The organism is Rhizobium sp. HT1-10, from assembly GCF_049472505.1.
Taxonomy (GTDB): domain Bacteria; phylum Pseudomonadota; class Alphaproteobacteria; order Rhizobiales; family Rhizobiaceae; genus Rhizobium.
Genome location: NZ_JBCEBQ010000007.1, coordinates 248,375 through 264,060, shown reverse-complemented (window position 1 = coordinate 264,060; position 15,686 = coordinate 248,375). Strand labels below are relative to the sequence as shown.

At 61.5% G+C, this 15,686-nt stretch carries 13 protein-coding genes, 2 tRNA genes and 1 pseudogene; 8 read left to right on the top strand and 8 right to left on the bottom strand.

All coding sequences use genetic code 11. The features are described 5' to 3' along the window. The 7 genes and pseudogenes from VH564_RS18455 to VH564_RS18425 form a co-directional block, all read left to right on the top strand. On the top strand, positions 1 to 864 hold the full coding sequence (locus VH564_RS18455) for an amidohydrolase family protein (RefSeq protein ID WP_423341314.1): 864 nt from the start codon (positions 1 to 3) through the stop codon (positions 862 to 864). A gap of 213 nt (positions 865 to 1,077) precedes the next feature. Next, the gene (locus tag VH564_RS18450) at positions 1,078 to 2,052 is read left to right on the top strand and encodes a TRAP transporter substrate-binding protein (protein ID WP_423341313.1); all 975 of its coding nucleotides are present in this window, start codon (positions 1,078 to 1,080) and stop codon (positions 2,050 to 2,052) included. Between the two features lie 96 nt (positions 2,053 to 2,148). Continuing rightward, on the top strand, positions 2,149 to 2,724 hold the full coding sequence (locus VH564_RS18445) for a TRAP transporter small permease (RefSeq protein ID WP_423341312.1): 576 nt from the start codon (positions 2,149 to 2,151) through the stop codon (positions 2,722 to 2,724). Beyond that, on the top strand, positions 2,715 to 3,995 hold the full coding sequence (locus VH564_RS18440) for a TRAP transporter large permease (protein ID WP_423341311.1): 1,281 nt from the start codon (positions 2,715 to 2,717) through the stop codon (positions 3,993 to 3,995). The genes VH564_RS18445 and VH564_RS18440 overlap by 10 nt, the downstream gene beginning before the upstream one ends. A gap of 283 nt (positions 3,996 to 4,278) precedes the next feature. Continuing rightward, a tRNA-Val gene (locus VH564_RS18435) sits at positions 4,279 to 4,354 on the top strand. A gap of 133 nt (positions 4,355 to 4,487) precedes the next feature. Then, positions 4,488 to 5,456, top strand: a complete 969-nt coding sequence (locus VH564_RS18430; protein WP_423341310.1) for an acyltransferase family protein — start codon at positions 4,488 to 4,490, stop codon at positions 5,454 to 5,456. A gap of 85 nt (positions 5,457 to 5,541) precedes the next feature. Beyond that, positions 5,542 to 5,757, top strand: a pseudogene (locus VH564_RS18425) (hypothetical protein); the annotation flags it as partial. Between the two features lie 44 nt (positions 5,758 to 5,801). Here the strand turns inward: VH564_RS18425 and VH564_RS18420 are convergent. The 4 genes from VH564_RS18420 to VH564_RS18405 all read right to left on the bottom strand — a co-directional run bounded on the left by VH564_RS18420 (position 5,802) and on the right by VH564_RS18405 (position 9,180). Further along, a tRNA-Met gene (locus VH564_RS18420) sits at positions 5,802 to 5,878 on the bottom strand. Between the two features lie 145 nt (positions 5,879 to 6,023). Beyond that, entirely contained in the window at positions 6,024 to 7,223 is a 1,200-nt protein-coding gene (gene mnmA / locus VH564_RS18415; protein WP_423341309.1) for a tRNA 2-thiouridine(34) synthase MnmA, read from the bottom strand. 192 nt (positions 7,224 to 7,415) lie between these two features. Beyond that, positions 7,416 to 7,811: a hypothetical protein gene (locus VH564_RS18410; protein WP_423341308.1), complete on the bottom strand. Its 396-nt coding sequence runs from the start codon at positions 7,809 to 7,811 to the stop codon at positions 7,416 to 7,418. Positions 7,812 to 8,079: 268 nt separating this feature from the next. After that, on the bottom strand, positions 8,080 to 9,180 hold the full coding sequence (locus tag VH564_RS18405) for a mechanosensitive ion channel family protein (protein WP_423341307.1): 1,101 nt from the start codon (positions 9,178 to 9,180) through the stop codon (positions 8,080 to 8,082). 236 nt (positions 9,181 to 9,416) lie between these two features. On the opposite strand from VH564_RS18405, the gene VH564_RS18400 reads away from it, so the two are divergent. Beyond that, complete coding sequence (locus VH564_RS18400; protein WP_423341306.1) at positions 9,417 to 10,379, top strand: glycosyltransferase; 963 nt, start codon at positions 9,417 to 9,419, stop codon at positions 10,377 to 10,379. Positions 10,380 to 10,460: 81 nt separating this feature from the next. On the opposite strand, the gene serA is transcribed toward VH564_RS18400, so the two are convergent. From serA to VH564_RS18380, 4 genes are all read right to left on the bottom strand, one after another. After that, positions 10,461 to 12,056, bottom strand: a complete 1,596-nt coding sequence (gene serA / locus VH564_RS18395; protein WP_423341305.1) for a phosphoglycerate dehydrogenase — start codon at positions 12,054 to 12,056, stop codon at positions 10,461 to 10,463. 83 nt (positions 12,057 to 12,139) lie between these two features. Next, positions 12,140 to 13,318: a phosphoserine transaminase gene (locus VH564_RS18390; RefSeq protein ID WP_423341304.1), complete on the bottom strand. Its 1,179-nt coding sequence runs from the start codon at positions 13,316 to 13,318 to the stop codon at positions 12,140 to 12,142. Positions 13,319 to 13,457: 139 nt separating this feature from the next. Then, positions 13,458 to 14,300, bottom strand: coding sequence for an outer membrane protein (locus tag VH564_RS18385; RefSeq protein WP_423341303.1), 843 nt, complete (start codon positions 14,298 to 14,300; stop codon positions 13,458 to 13,460). Positions 14,301 to 14,550: 250 nt separating this feature from the next. Further along, on the bottom strand, positions 14,551 to 15,399 hold the full coding sequence (locus VH564_RS18380) for an outer membrane beta-barrel protein (protein WP_423341302.1): 849 nt from the start codon (positions 15,397 to 15,399) through the stop codon (positions 14,551 to 14,553). Positions 15,400 to 15,686 lie beyond the last annotated feature (287 nt).

Sequence of the window (15,686 nt, the reverse complement as noted above, 5' to 3'; positions counted from 1 at the left end):
ATGCTCGTCCGTCCCCTTGCCGGCCGCCCCCTGGACATCACCCTCCCGAAGGGTACGATCGACAGCCAGATGCATGCCTATCTGCCGGGTTTCCCGGCTCTCGATGGCGGACCACCTCTGCCTGCCGGCGACCTGCCGACACCGGCGCAATATCGCCAGTTGATGCAGTGGCTCGGTATCGACCGAGTGGTGATCACCCAAGGCAATTCCCATCAGCGCGACAATGGCAATCTTCTGGCTTGCCTCGCCGACATGGGTGACATCGCCCGGGGCGTGGCGGTGATCGACGCAGAGACGACGGACGCCGAGCTCGATGCCCTGGCTGCGGCCGGTGTCGTCGGCGCAAGGATCATGGATCTGCCCGGTGGCGCGGTCGGCCTCGCCGCCCTCGAAGCGGTCGACGCCCGGGCAAGCGCCCGCGGCTGGATGCTGGCAATCCAGTTCGACGGCAGTGACATCCTCACGCATGAAGCACGGCTCGCGCAGCTGAAATCGCGCTGGGTGTTCGATCACCACGGCAAGTTCTTCTCCGGCGTGACCCCCGACAGCCCCGAGATCGCCGCGCTGAAGCGCCTGATCGATGGCGGCAGCTGCTGGTTCAAATTCGCCGGATGCTACGAGTCGTCAAAAAGCGGCGGGCCGGAATTCTCCGACATTGTCGCCGTGGCCCGGGCAATCGCAGACCACGCGCCAGAGCGGATCGTCTGGGGCACGAACTGGCCCCATAACCTTGCCAGGGAGCAGGACCAATATCCTGACGACGCGGCGCTGACGGACACCGTGCTCGGCTGGCTTGCCGACAGCAACGGCCGGAAGCTCGCCCTCGTCGACAATCCGGAGGCGCTCTACGGCTTTCCGGCCTGAACGGTCGGACGGAAGGTTTCGGAACGAGGAGGTTCGGCCTGGTATTTTTGAGGAGGACGGGGAGGACCGACTGCATCTGCCACTAGGCGCCGCGCCGCGGGTCGGCATCGTCCTTTTCAGCCATGTGATTTCTACGCCTATCCGACGCTGAGTTCTCAGGGAAAAGACAACAGCGACCGGCACCTTGTTTCATATTTGGGAGAGAGAGAAACAATGACACACCGTAAAATCGTCACCGCCGCCTTTGCCGGATTGCTGGCACTCGGCACCTTCGCGCCTGCAAACGCCCGGCAGTTCCGGTCCGCCGACGTACAGCCGCCGGACTATCCGACCGTCAAGGCCGTCCAGTTCATGAGCGACGCGCTCAGCAAGGCGACAGATGGCAAATATACCATCAAGGTCTTCCCGAATTCGCAGCTCGGCAGCGAAAAGGACACCATCGAGCAGGTCAAGCTCGGCGCACTCGACTTCATCCGCGTCAATGCCGGCACGCTCAACACCATCTGCCCGGCGATGATGGTGCCCGTCCTGCCCTTCATGTTCCACGACAAGGCGCAGATGCGCACCGTGCTCGATGGCCCGATCGGCGACAAGATCCTGGCCGATTGCGATGCCCACGGCCTCGTCGGGCTCGCCTTCTACGATTCCGGCTCGCGCTCCTTCTACACCACCAAGCCGGTTCGCAAGATGGAAGACCTGAAGGGCATGAAGATCCGCGTCCAGCAGTCGGATGTCTGGGTCGCCATGATGAAGGCGCTCGGCGCCAACGCCACGCCGATGCCGACAGGCGAAGTCTATACCGGCCTCAAGACCGGCCTGATCGACGGCGCCGAGAACAACTGGCCGAGCTACTACAATTTCCATCATTACGAGCTGGCGAAATACTACTCGCTGACCGAACACTCGATGTCGCCGGATGTCCTCCTGATGTCAAAGCGCGTCTATGACAGCTTCACGCCGGCAGAGCAGACACAGGTCCGCCAGCTTGCCAAGCAGTCCGTCACCTATATGCGCCAGCTCTGGGATGCGATGGAAACCACATCGCAAGAGAAGGTAAAGGCAGCCGGCGTCGAGACCATCACCATCGACAAGGCACCCTTCGAGACAGCCATGAAGCCGATCTACGACCAGTTCGTCACAGACCCGGCGCTCAAGGACATGATCACAGCCATCAAGGCGACCAAGTAACGTCTCCGCCGGCGCATGTGAGTGCGCCGGCCCGACCACCCCGATGAAGGGGACATCGTCCCTTTCGCCTGCCGATCAATATCCGAGGAGACTGACATGGCTGCGCATCCGCATGCACCGCCGATCGATCCCGCACGTTCCGAGGACATCCGCACCACCGTCAACACGACGGGGCCGCTCGGGCTGTTCTTCGCCGTCAATGCCTGGCTGTCGCGCATCTGCCTCAAGTTCGCGGTGCTCGGCACGCTGCTCATCGTCGCCGCCGTCCTCTACCAGATCTTCGGCCGCTATGTGCTGAACGATTCGCCGGCCTGGACGGAGATCTTCGCGCTCGTCGTCATCCTTTACGTCACCTGCTTTGCCGCCGCGGTGGGCGTGCGTGACGGACGCCATATCGGCATGGATTCGCTGCTCAACCTCGCACCTCCCGCCTTTCGCCTGGCGGGCGAGATCATCGTCTATCTCGGCATGATCGTCTTCGGCCTTTCGATGGCCTACAGCGGCGCCGAGCTTGCGGTCGAAATGGCGCCCTACATCAATGCCGGCCTGCCGATCTCGCAGGCCTGGAGCTATGTGCCGCTGGCCGCCGGTGGCCTGCTCATCGCCCTCTTCGCCGTCGAGCGCATCATTGCTGCCGTCCTGAACATCAAGGTGATCCCCTCATGGCATTGATCATTCTCTGCGCCACCTTCGTCATCGGGCTGGTACTCGGCATGCCTGTGGTCTTTGCCATCGGCCTGTCGTCGATCGCCACCGTGCTCTACGAGCAGCTGCCGCTCGCCGTCGTCTTCCAGCGCATGGCCTCGGGCATGGGCACCTTCTCCTTCCTCACCATTCCCTTCTTCATCTTCACCGGCGAACTGATGATGTATGGCGGCATCGCCGACCGCATCATCCGCGCCTCGAAGGCGATGGTCGGCCATGTCCGCGGTGGCCTCGGCATGACCAATGTCGTCGCCTGCACCATGTTCGGCGGCGTCTCCGGCTCGCCGGTGGCCGATGTCTCGGCGATGGGCTCGGCCCTGATCCCGCTGATGAAGCGGGAGGGTATCGACGCCGACTATGCCGTCAACGTCACCACCTATTCCTCGCTCGTCGGCGCGCTGATGCCGACCAGCCACAACATGATCATCTATTCGCTGGCAGCCGGCGGCCTTGTCTCGATGAACTCGCTGATCATGGCCGGCGCCATCCCTGCCCTTATCCTCACCATCGCCAACCTGATGACCGCCTATTTCGTGGCCCGCTCGCGCGGCTATGCGAAGGGCGTCTTCCCCGGATGGACGGAAGTCGGGGTCAGCCTGGCGGCGGCCCTGCCGGGTCTGTTCATCATTGTCATCATCGTCGGCGGCATCCTGTCGGGCGTCTTTACCGCTGCGGAAGCCGGCGCAGTTGCCGTTCTCTATGCCCTGCTGCTGACGATCTTCGTCTACCGCACCCTGTCCTTCGAAAGCTTCCTGAAGGCGGTGGCCAAGGCGACGAAGACCACGGGCGTGGTGCTGCTGCTGATCGGCATCTCGACGATGTTCGGCTATCTCATGAGCATCTATGGCGTTGCCGACATGGCGGGCGATGCGCTCAGCCATATCAGCACGCAGCCCTGGGTGATCTTCATCCTGGTCAACATCGCGCTGTTCATCTTCGGCATCTTCCTCGACATGGCGGCCCATATCCTGGTCTGCACGCCGATCTTCCTGCCGATCGTCACCCATTACGGCATGGACCCCGTCCAGTTCGGCATCATCGTGCTGCTGAACTCGACGATCGGCCTCAACACCCCGCCCGTCGGCGCCGCCTTCTATCTCGGCTGCGCCATCGGCGAGGTGCCGGTCAGCAAGGTGGTCCGCTCGATCTGGCCATTCATGCTGGCCCTCTGGGTGACGCTGATGATCGTGACGCTGGTGCCGGAAACCTCGATGCTGGTGCAGGATCTCTTTCGCTAGCCAAACCATAGCCAACACCGGACCTGTCGCCGCCTGCGCTGTATAGCGCAGGCGGTGTTGATTTACCTGCTGTCCGGAGACACTATACTCACTCAGCAGGGATGGATCTCAACAGGTATGGCCAGTCGGTCCGCACCGGCGCGAGCTTGGCTGGCGGCGCTCAATCCGGCATTTCCGGCTGCCCAAAAAAACAAGAATAATGCACAATCGCTCTTGCGGTTTTTTTTCGCAAAGACTAGAAAGCGGCACCGAACGCGACCCGGGTCATCCCGGTATTGGCGACGGGCGATTAGCTCAGTTGGTAGAGCGCCTCGTTTACACCGAGGATGTCGGCGGTTCGAGTCCGTCATCGCCCACCATTTTCCCAGAAATCTAAATTTGCTGACTTGGAACAAGTGATCGGTTCTGTTGGCATTTTGCCTTGCTGGGTTGAGGGACTGACTGGCGGGTTGGCCGCTATCGCGCATATTCACCCTGGCTTCTGGCATTCGCTTGAAAAAACTGCGTTCCGTACAAACCCTGAGGGCGATTGCCGCACTTCTGGTCCTTTTCTATCACTTGAGCGACGGCGGCTTTATTGCTGGCGGCAGCGGGGTCGATATCTTCTTCCTGATCTCCGGCTTCATCATGGGGACGGTCGGGACAAGGGAGACGCCTCGGGTGTTCCTGACCAGGCGCCTCATCAGGATCGCGCCCCTCTACTGGCTGATGACGTTGGCGATGTGCCTGGCATCGCTCATCGGCCTCCTGGCAAACTTCTCCTTCGATCTCTACCGCCTGACGCTATCCTTCCTCTTCGTCCCCTATGCCGATGCCGACGGGCACATATGGCCGCTCTTCGTGCCGGGATGGACGCTCAATCTGGAAATGCTGTTCTACGCGGTCTTCGCCGTGGCGCTTCTGACGCCGCGTCCGCTGGCCGTAGCCTCGCTGCTGCTCTGCATTCTCGTCGCCCTCGGCTTCCACGACTGGCAGGCGGCGCCGATAATCCAATGGACGACACCGATGCTGCTGGAATTCGTTCTCGGTCTTGGCGTCGCGCGCTTCAGGCACGTCCTTCGCCCTGGTGCGGCATTGCCGCTGTTCGTCCTCAGCATCCTGCTTCTGGCTGCAAGCGCCTTCGTAACAGTCGATCCCACCCCCTACCGAGTCGTGATCTGGGGACTGCCGGCCTGCGCGCTGCTGGCAAGCTGCCTGTCACTGGAAGAGGCTGGCCGCTGGCCTCGACGCTGGTTGGCGCCGCTCGAGAGGCTCGGCGATGCCTCCTATTCTCTCTACCTTACCCATGGCATCGTACTGGCGGCGATCTTCAAGTTTCTGCCGATGGGCATCCTCACGACCCTCGTCGCCGTGAGCCTGGCGCTGGTCGTCGCGCAGCTCAGCTATATGCTGCTCGAACGCCCGATCAACCGGTTCGCGTCCACATTGCGCTGGACGAAGATGCCGGCAGCTAGACCTTGAGGGCTCTCGCCGGGCCTTCCATATTTTTGCCTCGGTAGCGATTTCGGGAAAGGTGTGCGGGACATCGAATGCCCCATCCCACTGGGATGTTCTGGTCTCCAACTGCGGCCGTATCTGCATGCACCGCAGAGATCAGCAGCTCAACCACCATGGCAGACCAGCGCCCGGGACTAGAAAAGTTGCTGACGGCATTGGGCTCGTCAGCTTCCTGCATTATGGTCTGGGATATATCGACTTGAAGCAGAGGACTTTGCAAACCATTGACAGCCCATTCGGCACGACGTTGTCACCCATATCGTAGGGACACCAAGTTACCTATGTCTTCGGTATCAACAATGAGACAAATGGTAGCGGGAGAGGGACTCGAACCCCCGACACGCGGATTATGATTCCGCTGCTCTAACCACCTGAGCTACCCCGCCGCAAGACCTGTGCCGCGCTCGAGAACAGAGGCGAAAGGTCTTATTGGTGAGCGGCTTATAAAACCGCCTTCACCTCAGTGTCAAGCACGCGATCGACAAAAATCGACGCGCGCGATCGCTCGCAAGAGTGTGGGACGCCTCTGTCTCAAGCGGCGACGGCTGGGCGCAGAAGCGCGGCCAGGGATGCCTCCGCTGAAGGCTCCCGTTCCGAGCGTTCGATGAAGCCACCGCCGTAGACCCGGGCGTTGTCGCCGGGCGCCGAGTAGAGGGCACAGGCCTGGCCAGGAGCGACGCCGGCCTCGCCGACGGTCAGATCGACGTAGACGCCGCCGGCATCGGCATGGAGGACCGCAGGCGTCGGCTGGCGGGTGGAGCGGACCTTGGCATAGCAGGCGAACCCCTCTCCCGAGGCCGCGATCTCCAGCGCCTCGTCGCCCAGCCAGTTGACATCGCGCAGATGCACCCGGTGAGTTTCCAACGCCTCCTTGGGGCCGACAATGACGCGACGGGAACGGGCATCGAGAAAGACGACATAGAGCGCTTCGCCTGTGGCGACGCCGATGCCGCGGCGTTGCCCGATGGTGTAGTGCAGGATGCCGTCATGGGTACCTAGCACGCGTCCATCGAGATGGACGATCTCGCCGGCCAGCGCCGCATTCGGCTTCAACTTGTTGATGATGTCGGAATATTTGCCCTGGGGTACGAAGCAGATGTCCTGGCTATCCGCCTTCTTGGCGACGACCAGCCCCATTTCCTCGGCAAGCGCCCGGGTTTCCGCCTTCGGCAAGCCGCCCAGCGGAAATCGGAGGTAGTCGATCTGCTCCTGGGTGGTGGCGAAGAGGAAGTAGCTCTGGTCGCGATCGGCGTCGGCCGGGCGATAGAGCGCCCGCCGCCCTGGATGTTCCGCCGACGGGTTCGGGCGCGAGCGGATGTAATGGCCCGTCGCCAGCGCGTCGGCGCCGAGTTCCTTGGCTGTCGCCAGCAGATCGGCGAACTTTACGGTCTGGTTGCAGGAAACGCAGGGGATCGGCGTCTCGCCAGCAACGTAGCTTTCCATGAAGGGATTGATGACCGTGTCGCGGAAGCGCTTCTCGTAGTCGAGCACGTAGTGGGGAATGCCGATCGTCTCGCAGACGCGACGCGCATCGTCTATATCCTGGCCGGCGCAACAGGAACCGGCGCGGTGGACGGCGGCACCGTGATCGTAAAGCTGCAGCGTGATGCCGAGCACGTCATAACCCTGGCGCTTTAGGATGCCGGCGACGACGGAGCTGTCGACGCCGCCGGACATGGCGACGACGACGCGGGTATCTTCCGGCCGCTTGTCAAAATCGAGTGTATTCACGGTGTTTCCGCCGTTCCTTTGTCGCGCTCGTCAAGGTGTCATGCCGCGCAATCCCCGCGATGCACGGCGGACAAGGTGCTTGCCGGACCGTTGACGGCTCCGGAAACCTGCGCTTTCAGCTGGAGGATATAGAAAGGATTGGCCCTGGACGCAAGAGCCGCCCCTTGCGAGCGAGGCGGAACGCCATGCCACTCATGGATTGGCTCTGCTTCGACGGTAGATCGAATAGTTGTAGGCCATGGCGTAGCTGGTCGAGACCACGAGCGGAATGGCGATCGTCTTGGCGATTTTCGGCGTACCGCCCAGCGTGTGAAGGACGACGAGGATGGCGGCAGAGGCCAGGCAGGCGATGAGGGGCGGCGCCCAAAAAGCCGCCGCTGCAGTTAGCCGTCTGGCCAGGAAGTCGATCGTCACCTTCAAAAACAGGATCAGCAGCGCCGACAGCATTCCCTGGACCAGCCCCGATACCAACGGCTGCGGCATCGGATACTTCCGGTTCGCATAAAATGCCCAACCGCCCATAGCCAGGAAGGCGAGGAGGAAGTGCAAGAGAGCGCTGGACGCGAGCCTGCGCAGAACTGCCGTCATGAGAGAGACCACCGATAACGAATGACAGGGATGGAGATCGACGCCGTAAAGGCGACGGATTCGAGGCGGGCGTTCAATCCTCCATGACCTCTCGAAGTTTATGAAGTCCTGGTGCGCTGATTAGGTTTCGGCACCGGTTTCAATGATCCGCCAAGCTGCGTTGCGCATGATAATAAACGAAGACTGTGCTTGGGCGACCACTTTCGTTGATATGCGGCTACTCGGAGCGATTTCGAACAACTTGGGCAGCAGGACCCGCGCGATAGGCTCAGGCTGGCGAAGCATGGCCTACATTTCCAGGCAGGTCGCGCAAATCCATTCGAAGCTGCGGCAGTGCCTTTGGATATTCGCGCTGGACGAAGTCGATCAGCTTCTCGCGCATCTCACATCTAAGGTCGAAGGTACGACCGGCGCTCGAGGCTGAGACCAGGATGCGGATCTCGAGCACCGTCTCGCGGAAGTCGGTGACGGCAACATTGACGACCCGCCGGTCCCAGAGCGCTGATGCCGCAGCAATGGCTTCAACCTCACTGCGAAGCGCCGAGACCGGAACGCTGTAGTCGAGATAGATCATCACCGTGCCGATCAGCGACGAGCTTTCCCGCGTCCAGTTCTGGAACGGCTTCTCGATGAAGTAACTGAGCGGCAGGATCATCCGCCGCCAGTCCCAAAGCTTCACCACCACATAGGTCGAGGTGATCTCCTCGACATTGCCCCACTCTCCCTCGACCAGCAACGCATCGTCGATGCGGATGGGCTGGGTGATGGCAAGCTGGATCCCGGCAAAGAGGTTCTTCAACACGGGCTGGAGTGCCAGACCGAGCACGATACCGGCAACGCCGGCGGATGCAAGCAGGCTGACGCCATATTGCCGGACCGGCTCGAAGGTCATCAGCGCCGCAGCGATCGCCAGTATGACGATCAGGAGATCGGCGATCCTCTGCATGATCTTCGATTGTGTCACGTGCTTGCGGGCAAGCAGGTTGTCTTCGGCATCGAGCTTGAAGCGCCGAAGATAGACGATCATCCAGATATGCACTGCCGACTTGGTCATCCAGGCAATCAGGGCAATGAAGGCGATCAGCAGGAAATGCCGCAACAGCGAGGACTGCACATCCGTCAGCGGCGCTACCGACACGGCGAAGGACAATGCGGCGACGACAATTGCAAAGCGTGCCGGCCGCTCGGTGCGGGAAATCAGCGACCGCCAGAACAGGTCCCAGGAGGACACCAGCCGCGTCAGCATGTTGAACAGCAGCCGATGCGCGACGAGGCCGACAATGATGGCACCGACGATCAGCACAAAGCCGACGAACCAAGGTGGCAGCCAGTTCAGTCGGTCGTCGAGGTCACTCAGGAATTCCTTCATGCCGTCGAGATAGTGTGCGATGCAGCATGGAAAAGAGCGCGGCGCGAAAAATGCGGGCAGAGCTGTCTCTTTCAGCCTTTCTTTACCAACACACGATGCCGCTTCTCCCGGGCCGCTGATTCCCCGCCCTGGGACGATCGACGCGCACCAAATGTTAAAACCATTGCTCCTAGAACTGCGTGCATGACCGCCGGCAGCTTTACCGGCGTGGAGAAGCCGCGATCGGGAGCCGCCCTATGCCGGAAGTCGCAGAATTCAGACCCTCCGCTGCCGCCTTCGGCAAGAAGCGGATCGCCGTGCTCCTGCCCTGCTACAACGAAGCGGTGACGATCGCCCAGGTGGTCGCCGATTTCCAGATGTCCTTGCCGGGCGCCGCGATCTACGTCTACGACAACAATTCCACCGACGGCACCGGCGCCATAGCAAGGGCTGCGGGCGCCATCGTTCGGATGGAACGGCGGCAGGGCAAGGGCAACGTTATCAGGCGCATGTTCGCCGATATCGATGCCGACATCTATGTCCTTGCCGATGGCGACGGCACCTATTCCGCGCTGTTCGCCCCGATGCTGATCGATGCGCTGATCACCGACGAGCTCGATTTCGTCAACGGCTCGCGCGTTTCGACGCTCAGCAACGCCTATCGCCCCGGGCACCAGTTCGGCAATCGGCTGCTATCCGGCATCGTCCGCTGGATCTTCGGGCCGCAGTTTTCAGACATGCTGTCCGGCTACAAGGTGCTGTCTCGGCGCTTCGTCAAATCCTTTCCGGCAATGTCGAGCGGCTTCGAGACTGAGACGGAGCTGGCGGTGCATGCCCTGGAGCTGCGCATGCCCTGTGCCGAACTTCCGACGCCCTACAGCGAGCGGCCAGAGGGCTCTGTCAGCAAGCTGAACACGGTGCGCGACGGTGCCCGCATCTTGCTGATGATCGTCAAGCTTATCAAGGACGAGCGGCCACTGATGTTCTTCGGTCTGTTCGGCTTGTTCTTCTTCGCGGTCGCGGCGGTGTTGATGGTGCCGGTTCTCGCAACCTATTTTGCGACAGGCCTGGTGCCGCGCCTGCCGACGGCTGTGCTCAGCCTCGGCATGGTCTTGCTCGGCTTTCTCAGCATCTTCACCGCGCTGATCCTCGACATGACGACCCGCGCCAGGCGGGAGATCAAGCGCCTGATCTATCTGTCGGTCGGCCGCATTCTCTGACGATCGAAACCCCAGTCCGCAGATGCAGAAAGCCGGCGCGATTGCTCACGCCGGCTTTCTCTTTGGTTCCCTGGGAGGAAATCAATCGACGTTGAAGACCAGCGGCCGTGCTTGGCGAATGGCGGGGTTCGCCGTCAGCTTTGCCAGCACGTCATCGCTGATGGCGCCATCGACATAAAGCAGCGCGATTGCATCGCCGCCCTGGCTGTCACGGCCGAGCTGGAAGTTGGCGATATTGACATTGGCCGCACCCAGCGTCGTGCCGATGAAGCCGATCATGCCGGGAACGTCGGTGTTGGTGATGTAAACCATGTGCTGGCCGACATCGGCGTCGAGGTTGATGTTCTTGATCTGGATGAAACGCGGCTTGCCGTCGGAGAACACCGTGCCGGCCACAGAGCGCGTCATGCTGCCGGTCTTGACGGTCAGCTTGATGTAGCCATCGTAGACGCCGGTCTTGTCGCGCTTGACCTCGGAGAGCACGATGCCCTTTTCCTTGATCATGATCGGCGCCGAAACCATGTTGACATCAGACACCTGGCTGCGGATCAGGCCAGCCAGCAGCGCCGATGTCAGCGCTTTGGTGTTCATGCCGGCCGTGACGCCGTCATAGAGGATCTCGATCTCTTTGATAGGTTCCTCGGTCACCTGGCCGACGAAGGCGCCAAGCACGTCGGCCAGCCGGATAAACGGCTTCAGCAGCGGCGCTTCCTCCGCCGTGATCGACGGCATATTGATGGCGTTGGAAACAGCCCCCTTCATCAGATAGTCCGACATCTGTTCGGCGACCTGAAGTGCGACGTTTTCCTGCGCTTCGGTGGTGGCTGCACCCAGATGCGGCGTGCAGACGACGTTCGGCAGGCCGAAAAGCGGGCTCTCCTTGGCGGGCTCGACCTCGAACACGTCGAAGGCGGCACCGGCGACATGGCCGGACTTGATGGCTTCGGCAAGGGCTGCCTCATCGACCAGGCCGCCGCGGGCGCAGTTGATGATGCGGACACCCGGCTTGGTCTTCGCCAGCGCGTCCTTGTTGAGGATGCCGCGCGTCTTGTCGGTCATCGGCACGTGCAGGGTGATGAAATCAGCCTGGGCCAGCAGCTCTTCGAGCTCGACCTTGGTGACGCCCATTTCCTCGGCCCGTTCCTTCGACAGGAAGGGGTCGTAGGCGATGACGTGCATCTTCAGGCCGATGGCACGGGAGATGACGATCGAGCCGATGTTGCCGGCGCCGATGACGCCAAGCGTCTTGCCGGTGATCTCGACGCCCATGAATTTCGACTTTTCCCACTTGCCGGCCTGGGTCGAGGCATCGGCCTGCGGCAGCTGGCGGGCAACGGCGAACATCAGCGCGATGGCGTGTTCGGCCGTGGTGATCGAATTGCCGAACGGGGTGTTCATGACGATGATGCCGCGGCGGGAGGCTGCCGGAATATCGACATTGTCGACGCCGATGCCGGCGCGACCGATAACCTTGAGGTTGGTGGCGGCGGCAATCAGCTTTTCCGTCGCCTTGGTGGCGGAACGGATGGCGAGGCCGTCATAATTGCCGATGATTTCGGCGAGCTTGTCCTTGTCCTTGCCGAGCTGCGGCTGGAAATCGACTTCGACGCCGCGATCGCGAAAGATCTGGACGGCGGTTTCCGACAGTTCGTCGGATACGAGAACGCGAGGTGCCATGATGGCCTCCTGAGAATGGGTTCAGCGATGAATTCAAATGGGGATACAGAGGCTCCGCCCTTTCGGCGGAGCCGTGTGCGCGATCAGGCGGCTGCCTTGGCAAGCGTCGCCTTCTGCGTCTCGAATGCCCAGCTGAGCCATGGCATCAGCTTCTGCATGTCCGAGGTCTCGATGGTCGCACCGGCCCAGATGCGCAGACCGGACGGAGCGTCGCGGTAATGGCCGACGTCGAAGGCCACGGCCTCCTTTTCGAGCAAAGCCACGAGGCCCTTCGCAAAAGCGGCCTGGCCATCCTCATCGAGCGCCGAAACTTGCGGATCGACGATGCGCAGGCAGACGGAGGTGTTGGACGCCGTTTCCGGCTTCACCGCTAGGTTGGCAATCCAGTCGTTGGCGGCGATGAAGTCGGCGATAACCTTGGCGTTGGCATCGGCGCGGCCGATCAGCGCGTTCAGGCCGCCGAGCGACTTCGCCCAGAGGAGAGCATCGATATAGTCCTCGACGCAAAGCATGGAGGGCGTGTTGATGGTCTCGCCGGTGAAGATGCCCTCGATCAGCTTGCCGCCGGAGGTCATCCGGAAAATCTTCGGCAACGGCCAGGCCGGCACATAGGTGGTCAGCCGTTCGACAGCGCGGGGCGACAGGATGATGACCCCATGGGCCCCCTCCCCGCCCAGCACCTTCTGCCAGGAGAAGGTGGTGACGTCGAGTTTGGCGAAGTCGAGGTCCTGGGCGAAGGCAGCCGATGTGGCGTCGCAGATCGTCAGGCCCTTGCGGTCGGCAGGAATGAAGTCGGCGTTCGGGACGCGGACGCCTGAGGTCGTGCCGTTCCAGGTGAAGACCACGTCGCGGTCGAAATCGATGCTCGACAGGTCAGGCAGTTCACCGTAGTCCGCTTCCATCTTGCGGGCGTCCTTCAGCTTCAGCTGCTTGACGACGTCGGTCACCCAGCCCGCGCCAAAGCTTTCCCAGGCCACCATGTCGACGCCGCGCTCGCCGAGCAGCGACCACATCGCCATTTCGACGGCGCCGGTGTCGGACGCAGGAACGATGCCGATGCGATAATCCGCCGGCACGTTGAGAACTTCGCGGGTGAGATCGATGGCCTGCTTGAGTTTGGTCTTTCCAACCTTCGCGCGGTGCGAACGGCCAAGCGGCGCGTCGGAGAGAGCATCGAGCGACCAACCGGGGCGCTTCGAGCAGGGGCCAGAAGAAAAATGGGTATTATGCGGACGGATGTCCGGCTTGGCGGTCTCAGTCATTGTGCTATCCTCTCAGATAGAAAGCCCTTCGTTGGGGAAGGGTGTCCCGCCATCGTGGGTAAAGGGCGTCACGACTGATGTCAAGATGCGGTGTCGCGGCGAGAGGAATATTTGTCGTCGCCGCGACCTGTTGCGACAGTTACCAGCTGCTGACACGCAGCCCGACCCGGATCTCCTGGCGCGCCATGCCGCCATTCCGACCCATGGTGCCGCTCGCACCGGCAGCGGTGTCAGCGGCCGAGTAACCGAACATGTCGCCGCCGGCGATATGACTGTAGCGATAGCCGAGGTCGAGCTTGACGTTCGGTGCGACCTGATAAGCGACGCCCGCCATCAGCGCATAGGTCAGACGCCAGTCGGCTTCGCCCGAGCTTCGGGCGCTTGCGGAATCTCCGCTGCCGCAGGCAAGCGCGCTATTGACGCAGGAGGACGTGGTCCTGGCATCGCCCCAGCTTACCCGCGTCGCGCCGAGGCCGGCACCGATATACGGTGTGAAGCCGGCTACGGTTCCGAGATCGACATAGGCATTGGCAAGCAGGCTGCCGGCCTTGAAGGAAGCGGTGGTCTTGCCCGAGCAACCGGTTCCCGCTGATCCACCCGCGCAGGGCGCATCTGTCGAGAACCTGCCGCTGAAATCGCCGCGGAAGAGATCACCTGTGACATCGGCGCGGATGAGATCACTGAACTGGTAGCCGACGCCGAGACCGCCCGAGAAATCATTGCCGCCAAAGCGGCTCGAATCGAAACGCTCGCTGTCGTAGTCGCCGCTCGTCGCATCGTAGGCGCGCGCGCGGGCACCGTGCAGATTGCTGTCGATGGCATAGCCGAGGTCCGCGCGCCCGTAGAAACCACGTGCTTCCTTGACGCTGACTTCGCCCACATTGATTTCGGGCGGGAGATCACCGGCAAAAGCAGTGCCGGCGGTGCCAGCGGCCGCTGCTGTCAGAAGCATGGCCGCCGCGAAAGCGTCAAACCGGATCATTGCAAGCCCTTCCCCACGTGGCCAGACGGCCCGCATTCCAGCCGGACAGAAGCGCAGAGCGCGAATCCGGCGACAGTTCGAATTCATTAACCATAGGGAATTCATGGTTAATGAAGCCTAAACGCCGGACGGTTGATGATCGCTCAGCCGGTGACCTGTGGCGGATTTGTCTCTCTGATTGCGAAGGACGCCGACAAAGAAAAAGCCGCCCGGCGAACCGGGCGGCTTTTCAAGTTGGGAAGCAGGATGCTTACTTGTAGACGGCCGGGGCGACCGGAATATCGGCCGGCGGCATGTAGCTTGCAGTCTCGCAGCCACCGAAGTTGTAGCGGGCGCCGACGCGGGCTTCGTGCAGGTTGAGGCCCTTGTCGTAGCCGGGGCCGCCATTTTCGGCGTAACCGAACATGTCGCCGCCTTCGATGTGGCGGAAGCGGTAGCCGACGTCGGCCTTAAGGTTGCAGGTCAGGTCGATCGCGGTGCCGGCCATCAGCGCATAGGTGAAGCGCCAGCTGCCACGACCATTGTGGGTAACGGTTTCGTCGCAGGAGGAAGAATCCGCGTCGGAGCAGGAGGTGTTGTGCAGCTTGTCCCACTTGATGTAGGTGCCGCCGAGGCCGCCGCCGACGTAAGGCGTGAAGGCGCCGTAATGGCCGATGTCGACATAGGCGTTGGCGAGCAGGCTTACAGCGGTCAGAGACGAACTGTCGCGTGAGGTGGCGGCGACCGCAGTGAAGTCCGGTCCGCAAGCGCCGCACTCACCTTTGGTGGAGCCCTTGAAATCCGACTTGAAGAGATAATCGACCGTCGCGTCTGTGCGCAGATAATCGTTGATCTGGTAACCGACACCGCCGCCGAGCGTGAAGCTGTCATCGAGCTTGGCGGAATCGAAATCTGCCATGTTGCTGTTGGAGCCCTGGAAGTAGTTGGCTCCACGCAGCTTGGTGAAAGCGTAGCCGACATCGCCACGCAGATACCAGCCGCTGGCCTGCGACACGGCAACCTCCGGCGGCGGCGCCTGTTCTGGCTGGTAAAGATCGGCTGAAAATGCCGAAGTCGCGGCCAAGGCTAAGGCAACGGCTCCAATCAAGCTCTTCATCATGTTCGGCTCCACAATTTGTACCGTGGCATGGAGTTGCTACCTGCCAATCGGACTTCATGATGTGGATCATGCAATTAAATGGTTAAAAGCCCATTAAAACACGTGTTGTTTCACTAACAAGCATCGTTAATGAAGGATGAGGATACACCCAACTTCGCCGCAATTTCCGGTTCGAAAAGCAGGAAGCCGTTGAAAGGACAATAAAAACGAGACAAAGCTAATTGCCGATATTTCTACAATTTTTACGGGCTAACTTTGGCGTCATTAATGTTGGGACGCGCGAGATC